Below are 14,681 nucleotides of genomic sequence, written 5' to 3'. Positions count from 1 at the left end.
CCTACGCTCCCGCACCCGCTCCGGGGCCCGCGTCCCCGGCCAGCATGTCCGTCCACATCTTCGGGAAGTCCGGCAGGGTCTTCGCGGTCGTGGCCACGTTCTCGATCTGCACGCCCTCCACCGCCAGGCCGATCACCGCGCCGGCGGTGGCCATCCGGTGGTCCTCGTACGTGTGGAACACCCCGCCGTGCATCCGGCGCGGCCGGATGCGCAGGCCGTCCTCGGTCTCGGTGACGTCGCCGCCGAGCGCGTTGATCTCCTTGGTCAGCGCGGCCAGCCGGTCCGTCTCGTGCAGTCGCAGGTGGGCGACACCGCGCAGCACCGACTCGGAGTCGGCCAGGGCGGCCACCGCCGCGATGCCCGGGGTGAGCTCGCCGACCTCGCTCAGGTCCACGTCGATGCCGTGGATCTTGCCGGTGCCGGTGAAGACCAGGCCCGCGTCCGTGAGTTCGCAGGACCCGCCCATCTCCGTGAAGATCCGGCGCAGCGCGTCACCGGGCTGCGTGGTGCGGCGCGGCCAGTCCGGGACGGTGACCGTGCCGCCGGTGATCAGGGCCGCGGCGAGGAACGGCTGGGCGTTGGACAGGTCCGGCTCCACGACCATGTCGCGGCCCAGCAGGGCGCCCGGGGAGACCCGCCACACGTCCTTCTCGCCGCCGGCCTCGGGGGTGTCCACCTGGGCGCCCGCCGCGCGCAGCATCTCCACCGTCATCCGGATGTGGGGCATCGACGGCAGTTTTCCGCCGACGTGCCGTACCTCGACGCCCTGGTTGAAGCGGGGGGCGGAGAGCAGCAGGGCGGAGACGAACTGCGAGGAGTTGCTGGCGTCGATCTCGACCGTGCCGCCCTCCAGCGCCCCGCCGCCCTGGACGGTCATGGGCAGCGCGCCGCGGCCGTCGTCGTCGATGCGGGCGCCGAGCGTGCGCAGAGCGGTGATGACCTGGCCGAGCGGGCGCTCGTAGGAGCGCGGGTCGCCGTCGAAGCGGATGTCTCCGTCGGCGAGGGTGGCGACGGGCGGCAGGAAGCGCATGACCGTGCCGGCGTTGCCGACGTCGACCGTGGTCGGGCCATGCAGGGCCGCCGGGATGACCCGCCAGGCCTCGCCGCTCGCGGCGGCGCCGGCGGAGCTGGAGGAGACGGTCTCCTCGATGCCCACACCCATCGCGCGCAGCGCGTCCGACATCAGCTGGGAGTCGCGCGAGCGCAGCGGGCGGCGCACCCAGCCCGGCTCGGAGGCGAGGGCGGCGAGGACGAGGGCGCGGTTGGTGACCGATTTGGACCCCGGCACCGTGACGGTGGCGTGGACGGTCCCATCGGCGAGCGGAGCGGGCCAGAGGGCAGGGGCGGGGGTCTCGGTCATGGCCCCCACTTTAGTGGCTCCGTCCGGGCCCGGATCTTGATCGCCGTCCGGTCTCAGAGGGTGGTCACAGGCCGAGCAGCCAGCGGCCGCCGCCGATCAGCGAGCAGAGCGCGACCACGTGGAAGAAGAGCAGCCACACCACCGGGTGCAAGTGGGTGAGGCGCCCCAGCTGGTCGGCGTCGGAATCGGGCGCCCCGCCGTTCCTGCGCTTGGCACCCAGCTCGAAGACCGGCCGGACCCCGCCGAGCAGCAGGAACCACACGACGAGGTAGGCGAAGCCGGCCTGCACCTCGGCCGGGGTCAGCCACGACACCAGCAGGAAGGTTCCGCCGGTCAGGATCACCGTCAGCGCCCCGTACGCGTTCCGGATCATCACGAGCATGACCACCAGCAGGGCCGTCGCCGCCCACAGGAGCAGCGTGATCCGGTGGGCCGACAGCAGGGCCGCACCGCCGAGCCCGAGCAGCGAGGGCGCGGTGTACCCGCCGGCCGCGGTCAGGATCATCCCCAGGCCCGTCGGCTTGCCCCGGCTGACGGTGACCCCGCTGGTGTCGGAGTGCAGCCGTATCCCGCTCAGCCGCCGCCCGGTGAGCAGCGCCAGCAGGCCGTGCCCGCCCTCGTGCGCGATGGTGATGGCGTTGCGCGACAGCCGCCACAGCGGGCGGGGCCCCACGGCGGCCAGCGCGACCAGGCCGGTCGCGATCACGAGCCACTGGTCCGGCGAGGTCTGTATGCCCGTGAGCCGGTCCCACAGGCCGGCCGTCGTGCTGCTGTCCATGAGGTGGCGGACTCCTTGCGGTGGTGTGTGGTGGACATGGCAGTGTGACAGCCATGTGCGGACGGTATGCAGCGAGTCGTGGACCGCAGGACCTCGTGGAGGCCTTCGGCATCGAGAAGTGGGAGCCGGAGGAGGCCCTGGCCCCCGACTTCAACGTGACGCCGACGAAGGAGGTCCACGTCGTCCTCGACCGCCCCCTGAAGGACGCTCCGGATCCGCGTCCGGTTCGCCAGCTGCGCGTCCTGAAATGGGGCCTGGTGCCCTCCTGGTCCAAGACCCCCGACGGCGCCGCGCGGATGATCAACGCCCGGTCGGAGACCCTGCACGAGAAGCCGTCCTTCCGCCGGGCGTTCGCGCAGCGCCGCTGCATCATCCCCGCCGACGGGTACTACGAGTGGGTCACCGCCCACGACGAGCGGCAGCTGGAGGTGGAGGGGAAGAAGAAGAGGGCCCGCAAGCAGCCCTACTTCGTGCTCCCCTCCGACGGCTCCCTCTTCGCCATGGCCGGCGTCTACGAGTTCTGGCGCGACCGGACCCTGCCCGACGAGCACCCCCTCGCCTGGTGGGTGACCTGCTCGGTGATCACCACCGAGGCCGAGACCGGGCCGCTGGGGGTCGCCCCCGATGAAGGGCCGCGCTCACTGTCCGAGATCCACCCGCGGATGCCACTGATGCTCACCCCCGACCGCTGGGACGCCTGGCTGGACCCCGCGAACACCGATACGGAGGGCACCCTCCGGGAACTGCTCGCATCCCCGCCGGCCGGCCTGATGCGCGCCTACCCGGTGTCCACCGCCGTGAGCAACGTACGCAACAACGGGCCCGAGCTGCTGACGGAACTGGCCGCGCCGGAGGAGGGCACACTCTTCTGACCGGCCGGGGCGGCACGATGGGCGCATGACCACGCGTACCGAGATTGTCGGCACCCCGGCGGGCGAGGCCCGCGTCACCTGGCACACCGCTCCCCGCGCCCGGCTCGTCCTCGCCGTGAGCCACGGCGCCGGCGGCGGCATCGAGGCCCGGGACCTCCAGGCGCTGGCCGCCGCGCTGCCCGCCCGCAGGATCACGGTGGCGCTCGTCGAACAGCCCTGGCGGGTCGCCGGGAAAAAGGTCGCCGCCGCCCCCAAGGTGCTGGACGAGGGCTGGCGCGGGCTGTGGCCGGCGCTCGCCGAGCCCGGATTGCCGGTGGTCGCGGGCGGGCGCAGCGCCGGCGCCCGCGTGGCCTGCCGCACCGCCGCGGAACTGGGCGCCGCCGGCGTGCTCGCCCTCGCCTTCCCGCTGCACCCGCCGGGCCGGCCCGAGAAGTCCCGCGCCGAGGAGCTCACCGGGGCCGGCCGGCCCACCCTCGTGGTCCAGGGCGGCCGCGACCCCTTCGGCCGCCCCGACGAGTTCCCGGCGCCGACCGGGCGGCACCCGTACGAGCTCGTCGAGGTCGCCCACGGCGATCACGGCTTCGCGGTGCCGAAGAAGGCCGGCACCACCCAGGAGGACGCACTGCTGACGATCACCGAGGCGGTCGGGGACTGGCTCGCGCGGCTCCCCGCGTGACACCGGCCACACCCTCCCGGCGCCGGCCCGGTGAAGGCCGAAAACCCGTGGCGCGCCGGGGAATGCGCCGCCCCGCCCCTGGTGTTGTCCCGGATGTCGGTACACACGGAACGTCGGAGGAGAGGGAGCGAATGACCCAGGTCATCAGCCAGAACCGTCCGCAGGCCGCTGACCTGGACTGGACGGTGCTGCCCGCGCCCAAGCGCAGCCCGCTTCGAGCGGCGGAGGGCCGGGATGGTCGACTATTCTCCGATTCGAGCGGACCCGCTTTCGGAGCCGCCACGCAGTCGGAGGAGGTGGGTCCTGTCGCTGGGACCGACGAAGGCCACGCGGAGGAGACGACCCCGGAGCGCAACGCGCGCTTCGAACGGGACGCCCTCGGCTACCTCGACCAGATGTACTCGGCCGCTCTGCGCATGACGCGCAATCCGGCCGACGCCGAGGACCTGGTCCAGGAGACGTACGCGAAGGCGTACGCGTCCTTCCACCAGTTCCGCGAGGGCACCAACCTGAAGGCGTGGCTGTACCGCATTCTGACCAACACGTTCATCAACTCCTACCGCAAGAAGCAGCGCGAGCCCCAGCGCAGCGCCGCGGAGGAGATCGAGGACTGGCAGCTGGCGCGCGCCGAGTCGCACATGTCGACCGGACTGCGCTCGGCCGAGTCGCAGGCGCTCGACCACCTGCCCGACTCGGATGTGAAGGAAGCCCTGCAAGCCATTCCGGAAGAGTTCCGCATCGCGGTCTATCTTGCCGACGTAGAGGGCTTTGCGTACAAGGAGATCGCGGACATCATGGGTACACCCATCGGGACGGTCATGTCGCGACTGCACCGTGGCCGCCGTCAACTCCGCGGAATGCTGGAGGACTATGCCCGTGAGCGCGGGCTGGTTCCCGCGGGCGCGGGCGAGGCGAACGACCGGAAAGGCTCGGGCTCATGAGTTGCGGAGAGCCGCACGAGACAGAGTGCTCTGAGGTCCTGGACCACCTGTACGAGTTCCTCGACCATGAGATGCCCGACAGCGACTGCACGAAGTTCGAGACCCACTTCGGCGAGTGCAATCCCTGTCTGGAGAAGTACGGGCTGGAACAGGCCGTGAAGAAGCTGGTCAAGCGCTGCTGCGGGTCGGACGACGTGCCGAGCGACCTGCGGTCGAAGGTGATGGGCCGGATCGAGCTGATCCGGTCGGGTCAGGCGGTGCCCGACCACGACGTCACCGCCGACCATCCCGCTCCCGGCTGACCGCTCCCGGTACCGGTCGAACAGTTGAACAGCCGCCCCCGGCAGATCAGTTCATTCACCCGAATGCGCTAATCCGGGGGCGTCCGCACGGCGCAATAAGAAAAAGCGGCCCGCCCCGCTCGGGGCCCCACCTATTCTCCCCAATCGGTACCGGTCGGATTCGGTACCCGGCTTGCCCGGCCCAGGGGAGGAGAGCGCCATGCGGGGTCTTCCGCCGGCCGCACGCGGATTGGTCTTCTGCGCCGTCCTGGCGGCGCTCGCCTGCACCGCCCCGGCCCTCACGGACTCCGCCGTTTCCCGGCCGGCCGTGATCCTGCTCGCCGGGCTCTACCTCGGCTGCGAGCTGGTGAAGAGCTGCCCGCTGCCGGGCCGGCGGGTGCCCGAGGGCATCGGCTCCTTCTTCCCCGTGGTGCTCGCCGCCGTCTTCCTGCTGCCGCCCGCGGCCGCCGCGCTCGTGGCGCTGCCCGGGGCCTTCGCCGCTCCGGTGGTCCAGCGGCCCGCCCTGGTGCGCCGGGTCTGGCACGGCGCCCAGCAGTCCATGGGCGCCTGGGTCGCGGGGCAGGTGTTCGGGCTGCTCGCAGGCCCGGCCGCGCTCGGCGGCGGGCCCTCCGCGCGGGCGGCCGACTTCCCCTACGCGATGCTCCCCGCGACCGCGGCGGCCACTGCCTTCTGCCTGGTGGTCACCGCGCTCGACGGGGCCGTCCTGGCCGCCGCCGAACGCGGGCCCGCCGCCACCGCCCGGCACGGCCTGCTCACCCGCTCCGTCGCCCCGCACTGCGTCCACGGCCTCGCCGGCCTGATGATGGCCGTGATGTGGCGCAGCCCGTACGGGGTCCCGGCCGCACTGCTCGTCCTGCTGCCGATGTACGTCTCCTGCTGGGTCTTCGCCCAGTACCACCGCGAGCGCGCCGCCCACCAGGCCACCATCCGCGCCCTCGTCCAGGCCGTCGACATCAAGGACCGCTACACGCGCGGCCACAGCGAACGGGTCGGCCAGGCCTCCACGATGATCGCCCGCGAGCTGGGGATGGCCGAGGACCGGCTGGAAGTGGTGCGCATCGCCGGCATCCTGCACGACGTCGGCAAGCTCGGCGTCCCGACGCGGCTGCTGCGCAAGGACGGCCCCCTGACCCCGCAGGAGCGCCGGATCATCGAGCTGCACCCCGAGTACGGGCACGAGATGGTGCGCGGCATCGGTTTCCTGGGAGAGGCCAGGTCCGCGATCCTGCACCATCACGAACGGGTGGACGGCTCCGGCTATCCGTACGGGCTGACCGGCGAGCAGATCCCGGTGCTGGCCCGGGTGGTGGCGGTGGCCGACGCCTTCGACGCGATGACCTCGACCCGCTCGTACAGCCGGGCCCGGCCGGTGCCCACCGCCCTGGCGGAGCTGGACCGGTGCGCGGGCGCACAGTTCGATCCGGCGATGGTACGGGCCCTCACCGACGCCATCGGCCGGCACGGCTGGCATCCGGTGGTCACCTCCGACGACGACCTCCAGGTGATCAGCGAAAACGCGCCCGCCGGGGTGGCGGGTGCCGGGGTGCCGGGCCCGGCGGTACCGCTGCCGGGCCACGGCCCGGCCGACGGGAGCGGCGGCCCGCTGCCCGAGCGGGTCCGCACCGCCCGACCGGCCGCGCGGACGGCGCTGCGCGCCCTGTCCGCGCAGGACGCGGCGCCCGCCGGCGCCGACGCCCCCCGGAGCCAGGCCCCGCCCGCCGGGGGGCGGCGCGGTCGCGACGGGGACGGTGCCGGGGCGGGCGGATGAGGGCCGCAGCCGCATGGGCGGTGCGGGGGGCCGCGGCCGTGCTGACCGCCGCCGCCCTCGCCCACACCCTGTGGCACGGGCTGGCCGAGCCCGGCGCCGCTCTGGCCTTCGGCTTCCTGGTCGCCGTCGGCGAGCTCACCCGCAGGGACCGGCCCGGGGCCCCCGACCACCAGAGCGCGCCGCTCGGCTCGGCCGGCGCCCTCGCCTACGCACTGCTCGGCCAGAACGCCGGCCAGCCGACCCACCACGGTGTGCTGGAGACCGTCGCCGTCGTCGTCGCGGCCGCCCTGGCGGGGATCGTCCCGCACGTCGCCCGCGGCCGCGGGCCCGCCCTGGACCACCTGGCCCGCCGGGCGCTCACCGTCGCCTTCGCCGCGGCGTGCTTCCAGCCGCTCTACAACTCCGGCCGGCTGGAGGAGCGGGTGGGCCAGGGCCCGTACCTCGTCGTCTTCCTGCTGCTCCTGCTGGGCCTCACCGCCCTGTGCGACGCCGTACTCGCCGCGGCCCTCGCCGGAGCCCGTACGGGGTGGCCGTACGGGCCCCGGCTGCGCGACGGGCTGCGCGCCCAGCTCGGCATCGGCTCGGCGATCTGCGCCACCGGAGTCGTCATGGCGCTCGGCGCGGCCGTCGCGGGCCTGTGGGCCGTCCCCGTCTTCAGCGTGCCGCTGCTGCTGACCCAGCTGTCCTTCCACCGGATCACCGCGATCCGCACCACCTACCGCCAGACCATCACCTCCCTGGCCCGGGCCACCGAGATCGCCGGCTGCACCCCGCCGGGCCACTCCCGCCGGGTCGCGGCCCTCAGCTGCGCCGTCGGCCGGGAGCTGGGCCTGTCGGAGCGGGAGCTCACGGTGCTGGAGTACGCCGCCCTGATGCACGACATCGGCCAGCTCTCCCTGGTCGACCCGGTGCCAGACGGGGCCACCGCCGAGTTGCCCGCCGCCGAGGCCCGCCGGATCGCCGGACTGGGCGGGGAGGTGGCCCGGCAGACCGGGGTGCCCGCCGAGGTGGCGGTGGTGGTGGAGCGGCAGGCGGACCCGTACCGGGAGCAGCCCGCGCTGGCCCGGATCGTGCGCGCGGTGAACGCCTACGACGACCTGGTCGGCGGGAACCGTCACCCGGGCGGCTCACTGGCCGCCCTGGAGCAGCTCCGCCTGGGGACCGGGCGGGATTACCAGCCGGAGGTCGTGGAGTGTCTGGCGAGGGTTCTGGCCAGGGGCGGACGTGGCAGAGTGGTGCCCGTCCCACCTGGGTAACCCATGGGTAATGAGCGGCCGTCCGAGTGGGCATGGTTGGATGCCAGTAAGAGTGTCGGCAAGGCTGCACCGTAGTCCCCCAGCCACCGCTGGGAGGGTGCCCCCAGGCAGGCGGGAATCGTGAGGATCTTCGGGAAGGTACGGCATCGGCCCTCCGCCTCGTGGCGGCAGGCCACCGACCGCGCGTTCACGCTGATCGGCGACGGGCGGTACGAGGACGCCGGAGCGCTGCTGACCAGAGCCGCCGACCTGGAGCCGTGGCTCTCCGAGTCCTGGTTCAACCTGGCCCTGCTGCACAAGTTCCGGCACGACTGGGAGCAGGCGCGGGCCGCCGGACTGCGCGCCGTGGCCCTGCTGGACCGCGAGACCGGAGCCCCCGACTGGTGGAACGTCGGGATCGCCGCCACCGCGCTCCAGGACTGGCCGCTGGCCCGCCGGGCCTGGCAGGCGTACGGGCTGAAGGTGCCCGGAGACCCCCACGGAGCGAACGGCGGCGGGAACGGCGAGCCGGTCGGCATGGAGCTCGGCAGCGCCGCCGTGCGGCTCTCGCCCGAAGGCGAGGCCGAGGTGGTCTGGGGCCGTCGGCTCGATCCGGCCAGGCTGGAGGTCCTCTCGATCCCGCTGCCGTCCTCGGGACGGCGCTGGGGCGAGGTCGTCCTGCACGACGGGGTGCCGCACGGCGAGCGGGTGACCGCGGCGGGACCCTCGTACCCGGTGTTCGACGAGATCGAGCTGTGGGCGCCGTCGCCGGTGCCGACCTGGGTGGTGCTGCTGGAGGCGGCCACCGAGGCGGACCGCGACGCGCTGGAGCAGCTGGCCTCGGACGCGGGCTTCGCCGCCGAGGACTGGTCCTCGTCGGTGCGGCTGCTGTGCCGGACCTGCTCGGAGAGCGAGATGCCGAGCGACGAGGGCGACGGCGAGCACCTGGATCCGCACGACCACAGCGAGCCGGGGCACCCCGGACCGCTGGGGCACCGAACGGCGGGCTCCGGCTCCCTGTGGGTGCCCGAGCGGGAATGCGGCATCGCGGCACCGGCCGGACTCGTGCGCGGACTCCTGGACGGCTGGGTCGCCGACAGCCCCGACAGCCGCGAGTGGCGGGATCTCGAAGAAGTCTGCTGAGCCGGGGCCGTAGGCTGTACGGGCACATCGGTGGCCATCGGCGACCACCGGTGACCGGCACTTACGGAAGGCGTACGGCGGACATGGCGCAGCAGGAGAACCAGGTTGTCGATGGTGGCGAGGTCGTGAACGACGGGTACGTCGTGGACACCGAGGACTGTGAGGCGCGCGAGCTGGCCCACCGGCAGCGCGGCACCGCCCGCCCGATCACGGTCGTCGGCAACCCGGTCCTGCACAGCGAGTGCAAGGACGTCACCGAGTTCGGCGACGAGCTGGCCCAGCTGATCGACGACATGTTCGCCAGCCAGAAGGCGGCCGAGGGCGTGGGCCTGGCCGCGAACCAGATCGGCGTGGACGCCAAGGTCTTCGTCTACGACTGCCCGGACGACGAGGGCGTGCGCCACACCGGTGTCGTGGTCAACCCCAAGCTCGTCGAGCTGCCGGCGGGCTCGCGGGTGCTGGACGACTCCAACGAGGGCTGCCTGTCCGTCCCGACGGCCTACGCCTCGCTGGCCCGCCCGGACTACGCCGAGGTCGAGGGCCAGGACGCCCAGGGCAACCCGATCAAGGTCCGTGGCACCGGCTACTTCGCCCGCTGCCTGCAGCACGAGACCGACCACCTGTACGGCTACCTGTACATCGACCGGCTCTCGAAGCGGGACCGCAAGGACGCCCTGCGCCAGATGGAGGAGGGCACCCCCCGCTACGAGACCGTCCCCAACGCCTAGTTCCAGGCGGCCTGCGGGCCCCGGAAGGCACGCCTGAACGCGTTCGGCGTGGTGCCCAGGGTCCGCAGGAAGTGGTGGCGCAGCGCGGCCGCGTTGCCGAAGCCGGAGCGGCCGGCGATCGCGTCGACCGTGTCGTCGGTGGACTCCAGCAACTCCTGCGCCAGCAGCACCCGCTGGCGCAGTACCCACTTGTACGGGGTGGTGCCGGTCTCCTGCAGGAAGCGGCGGGCGAACGTCCGCGGTGACATGTGCGCGCGCTCCGCGAGCTGCTCGACGGTGATCTCCTCCTCCAGGTGGCGGGCCATCCACCCGATCACCTCGCCCACCGTGTCGCAGGACGTGCGCGGCAGCGGCCGCTGGATGTACTGTGCCTGCCCGCCGTCCCGGTGGGGCGGTACGACCATCCGCCGCGCGACGGCGTTGGCCACCTCGGCGCCGTGCTCCTGGCGGACCAGGTGCAGGCAGGCGTCGATGCCCGAGGCGGTGCCGGCCGAGGTGATCACCGGGCCCTCGTCGACGTAGAGCACGTCCGGGTCGACCAGCGCCCGCGGGAAGCGCCGCGCCAGGGCCGGGGCGTGCATCCAGTGCGTGGTGCAGCGCCGGCCGTCCAGCAGCCCCGCCGCGCCGAGCGCGTAGGCCCCGCTGCACACGCTGAACACCCGCGCGCCGCGCTCCACACCGCGGCGCAGCGCGGCCAGCAGCGGCTCCGGGTAAGTGCGTTCGGAAGCGTTGCGGAAGGCGGGCACGCAGATCAGGTCGGCGCTCTCCAGCCGCTCCAGCCCGTGGGCGGGGGCGAACGCGAAACCGGTCCCGGACATGGTCAGCGGGCCGTCCTCCGCCGCGCAGACGGCGTAGTCGTACACCGGCAGCCCGTGGTCGCTGCGGTCGATCCCGAAGACTTCGCAGAAGATCCCGAACTCGAAGGGGGCCACGTCGTCGAGGAGGGCCACGGCCACATTGGTCAGCATGGATCCAGTGTGGCAGTAATTCGCTCTTCCATGACAGTCCTGCCACTGGCCGGGTTTTGTGAACGGGGTGACAGTGGATACATGAACACGTTCCTGAGCTACCTCGCCGTCCTCGCCGTCGCCACCCTGCTCCTCGCCCCCAGCCTCTACGGGGCCCTGCGCGAGCGGCGGATCGACCGGGAGCTGCGGGCCGCCCGGACCCGGCTCGTGTGGCTGCCCCGGCAGAAGGCGGGCGGCATGCCGCCCACGCCGGGCCACCGGCACGGCCTGCGGTCCGCCGCCTGGCGCCGGGGACGCCTCGCCCACTGAGCTTGGCCGGCGCCCTCCCCGCCCCGGTACGCCGAGAGCCGGGACGCGATCGCCTCGCGTCCCGGCTCCCGGTGCACCTGTGGGACTTAGAAGTCCTCGTCCAGGTCGACCGTGCCCTCGACCGCGACCTGGTAGGCCGACGGGCGGCGCTCGAAGAAGTTCGTCAGCTCCTGGACACCCTGGAGCTCCATGAACGAGAACGGGTTCTGCGAGCCGTACACCGGCGGGAAGCCGAGACGGACCAGGCGCTGGTCCGCGACACACTCCAGGTACTCGCGCATCGACTCGGTGTTCATCCCCGGCAGGCCGTCACCGCACAGATCGCGGCCGAACTGCAGCTCCGCCTCCACGGCCTCCTTCAGCATGTCGGTGACCTGCTGCTGGAGCTCATCGTCGAAGAGTTCGGGCTCCTCCTTGCGGACCGTGTCCACGACCTCGAACGCGAAGTTCATGTGCATGGTCTCGTCACGGAACACCCAGTTGGTGCCGGTGGCCAGGCCGTGCAGCAGACCGCGGGAGCGGAACCAGTACACGTACGCGAAGGCGCCGTAGAAGAACAGGCCCTCGATGCACGCCGCGAAGCAGATCAGGTTCAGCAGGAAGCGGCGGCGGTCGGCCTGCGTCTCCAGCCGCTCGATCTTCTCGACCGAGTCCATCCACTTGAAGCAGAACTGCGCCTTCTCACGGATGGAGGGGATCTCCTCCACCGCGTCGAACGCGGCCGCGCGGTCGTCCGGGTCGGGCAGGTAGGTGTCGAGCAGCGTCAGATAGAACTGGACGTGCACGGCCTCCTCGAACAGCTGGCGCGACAGGTACAGGCGCGCCTCGGGGGAGTTGATGTGCTTGTAGAGCGTCAGCACCAGGTTGTTCGAGACGATCGAGTCGCCCGTCGCGAAGAACGCGACCAGACGGCCGATCATGTGCTGCTCGGCGGGCGTCAGCTTCGCGAGGTCGGCGACGTCCGAGTGGAGGTCGACCTCCTCGACGGTCCAGGTGTTCTTGATCGCGTCCCGGTAGCGCTCGTAGAAGTCCGGGTAGCGCATCGGGCGGAGCGTGAGCTCGAAGCCCGGGTCCAGGAGGTTCTTCTTGTCGGTGGAGCTCATTACTGGCAGGCCTCGCAGGACTCGGGGTTCTCAAGGGAGCAGGCAAGCGCCTCGGCGTCGACGGCCTGCGGGAGCGCCACCGGAGCGGCGGTGGCGGCCTGGGCGGCGCGGGCGATCTTCGTCGCCGGGCGCGAGCGCAGGTAGTACGTGGTCTTCAGGCCCTGCTTCCAGGCGTACGCGTACATCGAGCTGAGCTTGCCGATCGTGGGCGTCTCCAGGAACAGGTTCAGCGACTGCGACTGGTCCAGGAACGGTGTACGGGCCGCCGCCATGTCGATCAGACCGCGCTGCGGGATCTCCCACGCCGTGCGGTACAGCTCGCGGACCTCGGCCGGGATCCAGCCGAAGCCCTGGACCGAGCCGGAGGAGTCGCGCAGCGCCTCACGGGTCTGGGCGTCCCACACGCCGAGCGCCTTCAGCTCCTCCACCAGGTAGCCGTTCACCTGGAGGAACTCCCCCGACAGAGTCTCGCGCTTGAAGAGGTTGGAGACCTGCGGCTCGATGCACTCGTACACGCCGGCGATCGAGGCGATCGTCGCCGTCGGGGCGATGGCAAGGAGCAGGGAGTTGCGCATGCCGGTCTTGGCCACGCGGGCGCGCAGCGCGTCCCAGCGCTCCGGCCAGTTCAGCTCGGTGTCGTAGTGGTCCGGGTGCAGGACACCGCGCGCGGTGCGCGTCTGGTCCCAGGCTGGCAGCGGGCCGCTGCGCTCGGCGAGGTCGCAGGAGGCCTCGTACGCGGCCAGCATGATGCGCTCGGAGAGCTTGGTGGACAGGGCCTTCGCCGCGGCGGAGTCGAAGGGCAGCTTCAGCTTGAAGAAGACGTCCTGGAGGCCCATCGCGCCCAGGCCCACCGGACGCCAGCGGGCGTTGGAGCGGCCGGCCTGCTCGGTCGGGTAGAAGTTGATGTCCACCACGCGGTCGAGGAACGTCACGGCGGTGCGGACGGTCTCGTCGAGGCGCTCCCAGTCGATCTCGCCGTCCACGACGAAGGCACCCAGGTTGACCGAGCCGAGGTTGCAGACGGCCGTCTCGCCGTCGTTGGTGACCTCGATGATCTCGGTGCACAGGTTCGAGGAGTGCACGACCGTGCCCGGCTCGGCGGTCTGGTTCGCCGTGCGGTTGGAGGCGTCCTTGAAGGTCATCCAGCCCTGGCCGGTCTGCGCGAGGGTGCGCATCATCCGGCCGTACAGGTCCCGGGCGGGCATGGTCTTGCGGGCGAGGCCGTCCGCCTCGGCCTTGCGGTAGGCGGCGTCGAACTCGTCGCCCCACAGGTCGACCAGCTCGGGCACGTCGGCCGGGGAGAACAGCGACCACTCGGCGTCGGCGTTCACGCGGCGCATGAACTCGTCCGGGACCCAGTGGGCGAGGTTCAGGTTGTGGGTGCGGCGCTGGTCCTCACCGGTGTTGTCGCGGAGCTCCAGGAACTCCTCGATGTCCGCGTGCCAGGTCTCCAGGTAGACCGCGGCGGCGCCCTTGCGGCGGCCGCCCTGGTTCACGGCGGCGACGGACGCGTCGAGGGTCTTCAGGAACGGCACGATGCCGTTGGAGTGGCCGTTGGTGCCGCGGATCAGGGAACCGCGGGCGCGGATGCGGGAGTACGACAGGCCGATGCCGCCCGCGTGCTTCGACAGGCGTGCGACCTGGTGGTAGCGGTCGTAGATGGAGTCCAGCTCGTCCAGCGGGGAGTCCAGCAGGTAGCAGGAGGACATCTGCGGGTGCCGGGTGCCGGAGTTGAAGAGCGTGGGGGAGGAGGGCAGGTAGTCGAGGCGGCTCATCAGCCGGTACAGCGAGGCCACTTCCTCGACGGCCTGGACGCTCTCGTCCGCGGCGAGGCCGCAGGCCACGCGCAGCATGAAGTACTGCGGGGTCTCGATGACCTGACGGGTGATCGGGTGGCGCAGCAGGTAGCGGCTGTGCAGGGTGCGCAGGCCGAAGAAGCCGAAACGGTCGTCGGCGCCCTCGGCGAGGGTGTGCTCGACCAGCGCGTCCAGGCGGCTCGCGTGCGTGCGCACGAACTCGGCGGTGCGGTCGGCGATGAGGCCCTCGCGGTGGCCGACCTCGACGGAGGCGGAGAAGGAGGTGGAGCCCTGGCTCGCGGCCTCGTCACGCACGGCCAGCGTCAGCAGGCGGGCGGCGAGCTTGGAGTACGCGGGGTCTTCGGAGATCAGTCCGGCGGCGGACTCGGTGGCCAGCCCGCGCAGTTCGGCGTCGTCGGCGGCGGAGCTGCGGCCGCGGAGCGCGGCGGCGGCGACGCGGCCGGGGTCGGTGTCGGGGAGGTCCGCCGTAAGTTCGGTGAGGGTACGCAGCAGCGTGGCCCCCGGGCCCTCGGTGTTGTCGCCAGAAACGGACTCGGCGCGCGGTGCGGAAGGCGCGATGGTCACGGCGGGAGCTCTCCCTCGCTCGGCCCGGGGCATCGGCGGGGGGCGAGGGCGCATGCGGGCGTGGCAGGAGGGCACACCGCATGGCGTCCACCGGCCCAACCGCGAGGCCCGGACGTG

General features: G+C 72.4%; 14 protein-coding genes. 9 read left to right on the top strand and 5 right to left on the bottom strand.

The genetic code is table 11. The features are described from left to right. Position 1 precedes the first annotated feature (1 nt). Both aroA and AB0F82_RS12460 read right to left on the bottom strand, forming a co-directional pair. Complete coding sequence (gene aroA / locus AB0F82_RS12465) at positions 2–1,360, bottom strand: 3-phosphoshikimate 1-carboxyvinyltransferase (RefSeq protein ID WP_356815876.1); 1,359 nt, start codon at positions 1,358–1,360, stop codon at positions 2–4. Between the two features lie 64 nt (positions 1,361–1,424). After that, a complete protein-coding gene (locus tag AB0F82_RS12460; protein WP_356815877.1) occupies positions 1,425–2,138 on the bottom strand; it encodes a M50 family metallopeptidase in 714 nt (237 codons plus the stop codon). Positions 2,139–2,191: 53 nt separating this feature from the next. On the opposite strand from AB0F82_RS12460, the gene AB0F82_RS12455 reads away from it, so the two are divergent. The 8 genes from AB0F82_RS12455 (at position 2,192) to def (ending at position 9,803) form a co-directional block, all read left to right on the top strand. Continuing rightward, on the top strand, positions 2,192–3,010 hold the full coding sequence (locus AB0F82_RS12455; RefSeq protein ID WP_362626231.1) for an SOS response-associated peptidase: 819 nt from the start codon (positions 2,192–2,194) through the stop codon (positions 3,008–3,010). Positions 3,011–3,035: 25 nt separating this feature from the next. Continuing rightward, complete coding sequence (locus AB0F82_RS12450) at positions 3,036–3,686, top strand: alpha/beta hydrolase family protein (RefSeq protein WP_362626228.1); 651 nt, start codon at positions 3,036–3,038, stop codon at positions 3,684–3,686. 296 nt (positions 3,687–3,982) lie between these two features. Then, positions 3,983–4,627 carry a sigma-70 family RNA polymerase sigma factor gene (locus AB0F82_RS12445; RefSeq protein ID WP_030771483.1) on the top strand — a complete coding sequence of 215 codons (645 nt, stop codon included), beginning with the start codon at positions 3,983–3,985 and terminating at the stop codon, positions 4,625–4,627. Further along, a complete protein-coding gene (gene rsrA, locus AB0F82_RS12440) occupies positions 4,624–4,929 on the top strand; it encodes a mycothiol system anti-sigma-R factor (protein WP_030771481.1) in 306 nt (101 codons plus the stop codon). The genes AB0F82_RS12445 and rsrA overlap by 4 nt, the downstream gene beginning before the upstream one ends. Positions 4,930–5,128: 199 nt before the next feature. Then, positions 5,129–6,697 (top strand): HD-GYP domain-containing protein, encoded by a 1,569-nt coding sequence (locus AB0F82_RS12435; protein WP_362626225.1) that lies wholly within the window; start codon positions 5,129–5,131, stop codon positions 6,695–6,697. Beyond that, positions 6,694–7,953: an HD-GYP domain-containing protein gene (locus AB0F82_RS12430; RefSeq protein ID WP_362626222.1), complete on the top strand. Its 1,260-nt coding sequence runs from the start codon at positions 6,694–6,696 to the stop codon at positions 7,951–7,953. The genes AB0F82_RS12435 and AB0F82_RS12430 overlap by 4 nt, the downstream gene beginning before the upstream one ends. Positions 7,954–8,073: 120 nt before the next feature. Then, positions 8,074–9,075 (top strand): tetratricopeptide repeat protein, encoded by a 1,002-nt coding sequence (locus AB0F82_RS12425; protein ID WP_326478279.1) that lies wholly within the window; start codon positions 8,074–8,076, stop codon positions 9,073–9,075. 83 nt (positions 9,076–9,158) lie between these two features. Further along, positions 9,159–9,803, top strand: coding sequence for a peptide deformylase (gene def, locus AB0F82_RS12420; protein ID WP_356815410.1), 645 nt, complete (start codon positions 9,159–9,161; stop codon positions 9,801–9,803). Here def and AB0F82_RS12415 read toward each other — a convergent pair. Continuing rightward, positions 9,800–10,771 (bottom strand): helix-turn-helix domain-containing protein, encoded by a 972-nt coding sequence (locus AB0F82_RS12415; protein ID WP_362626219.1) that lies wholly within the window; start codon positions 10,769–10,771, stop codon positions 9,800–9,802. The two genes, def and AB0F82_RS12415, sit on opposite strands and share 4 nt — an antisense overlap. Positions 10,772–10,852: 81 nt before the next feature. Here AB0F82_RS12415 and AB0F82_RS12410 point away from each other — a divergent pair, with 81 nt between their 5' ends. Next, on the top strand, positions 10,853–11,080 hold the full coding sequence (locus AB0F82_RS12410) for a hypothetical protein (RefSeq protein WP_362626216.1): 228 nt from the start codon (positions 10,853–10,855) through the stop codon (positions 11,078–11,080). A gap of 86 nt (positions 11,081–11,166) precedes the next feature. Here the strand turns inward: AB0F82_RS12410 and AB0F82_RS12405 are convergent, their stop codons facing one another. Both AB0F82_RS12405 and AB0F82_RS12400 read right to left on the bottom strand, forming a co-directional pair. Then, positions 11,167–12,183, bottom strand: coding sequence for a ribonucleotide-diphosphate reductase subunit beta (locus AB0F82_RS12405; protein WP_356815413.1), 1,017 nt, complete (start codon positions 12,181–12,183; stop codon positions 11,167–11,169). Next, complete coding sequence (locus AB0F82_RS12400; protein ID WP_362626213.1) at positions 12,183–14,564, bottom strand: ribonucleoside-diphosphate reductase subunit alpha; 2,382 nt, start codon at positions 14,562–14,564, stop codon at positions 12,183–12,185. Before AB0F82_RS12400 ends, AB0F82_RS12405 begins: the two co-directional genes overlap by 1 nt. Positions 14,565–14,681: the final 117 nt, after the last annotated feature.

Source organism: Streptomyces virginiae (assembly GCF_040638905.1).
GTDB lineage: Bacteria > Actinomycetota > Actinomycetes > Streptomycetales > Streptomycetaceae > Streptomyces > Streptomyces virginiae_B.
Note: the sequence above shows the minus strand (reverse complement) of the source record. Positions and strands in the feature narration are given on the sequence as shown.

What these genes read in the sequence shown, in the direction of transcription:
- AB0F82_RS12455 (WP_362626231.1), top strand. Translation starts at nt 2,192, where the DNA reads ATGTGCGGACGGTATGCAGCGAGTCGTGGACCGCAGGACCTCGTGGAG.
- aroA (WP_356815876.1), bottom strand. Translation starts at nt 1,360, where the DNA reads ATGACCGAGACCCCCGCCCCTGCCCTCTGGCCCGCTCCGCTCGCCGAT.
- AB0F82_RS12430 (WP_362626222.1), top strand. Translation starts at nt 6,694, where the DNA reads ATGAGGGCCGCAGCCGCATGGGCGGTGCGGGGGGCCGCGGCCGTGCTG.
- AB0F82_RS12415 (WP_362626219.1), bottom strand. Translation starts at nt 10,771, where the DNA reads ATGCTGACCAATGTGGCCGTGGCCCTCCTCGACGACGTGGCCCCCTTC.
- AB0F82_RS12450 (WP_362626228.1), top strand. Translation starts at nt 3,036, where the DNA reads ATGACCACGCGTACCGAGATTGTCGGCACCCCGGCGGGCGAGGCCCGC.
- def (WP_356815410.1), top strand. Translation starts at nt 9,159, where the DNA reads ATGGCGCAGCAGGAGAACCAGGTTGTCGATGGTGGCGAGGTCGTGAAC.
- AB0F82_RS12410 (WP_362626216.1), top strand. Translation starts at nt 10,853, where the DNA reads ATGAACACGTTCCTGAGCTACCTCGCCGTCCTCGCCGTCGCCACCCTG.
- AB0F82_RS12460 (WP_356815877.1), bottom strand. Translation starts at nt 2,138, where the DNA reads ATGGACAGCAGCACGACGGCCGGCCTGTGGGACCGGCTCACGGGCATA.
- AB0F82_RS12405 (WP_356815413.1), bottom strand. Translation starts at nt 12,183, where the DNA reads ATGAGCTCCACCGACAAGAAGAACCTCCTGGACCCGGGCTTCGAGCTC.
- AB0F82_RS12435 (WP_362626225.1), top strand. Translation starts at nt 5,129, where the DNA reads ATGCGGGGTCTTCCGCCGGCCGCACGCGGATTGGTCTTCTGCGCCGTC.
- rsrA (WP_030771481.1), top strand. Translation starts at nt 4,624, where the DNA reads ATGAGTTGCGGAGAGCCGCACGAGACAGAGTGCTCTGAGGTCCTGGAC.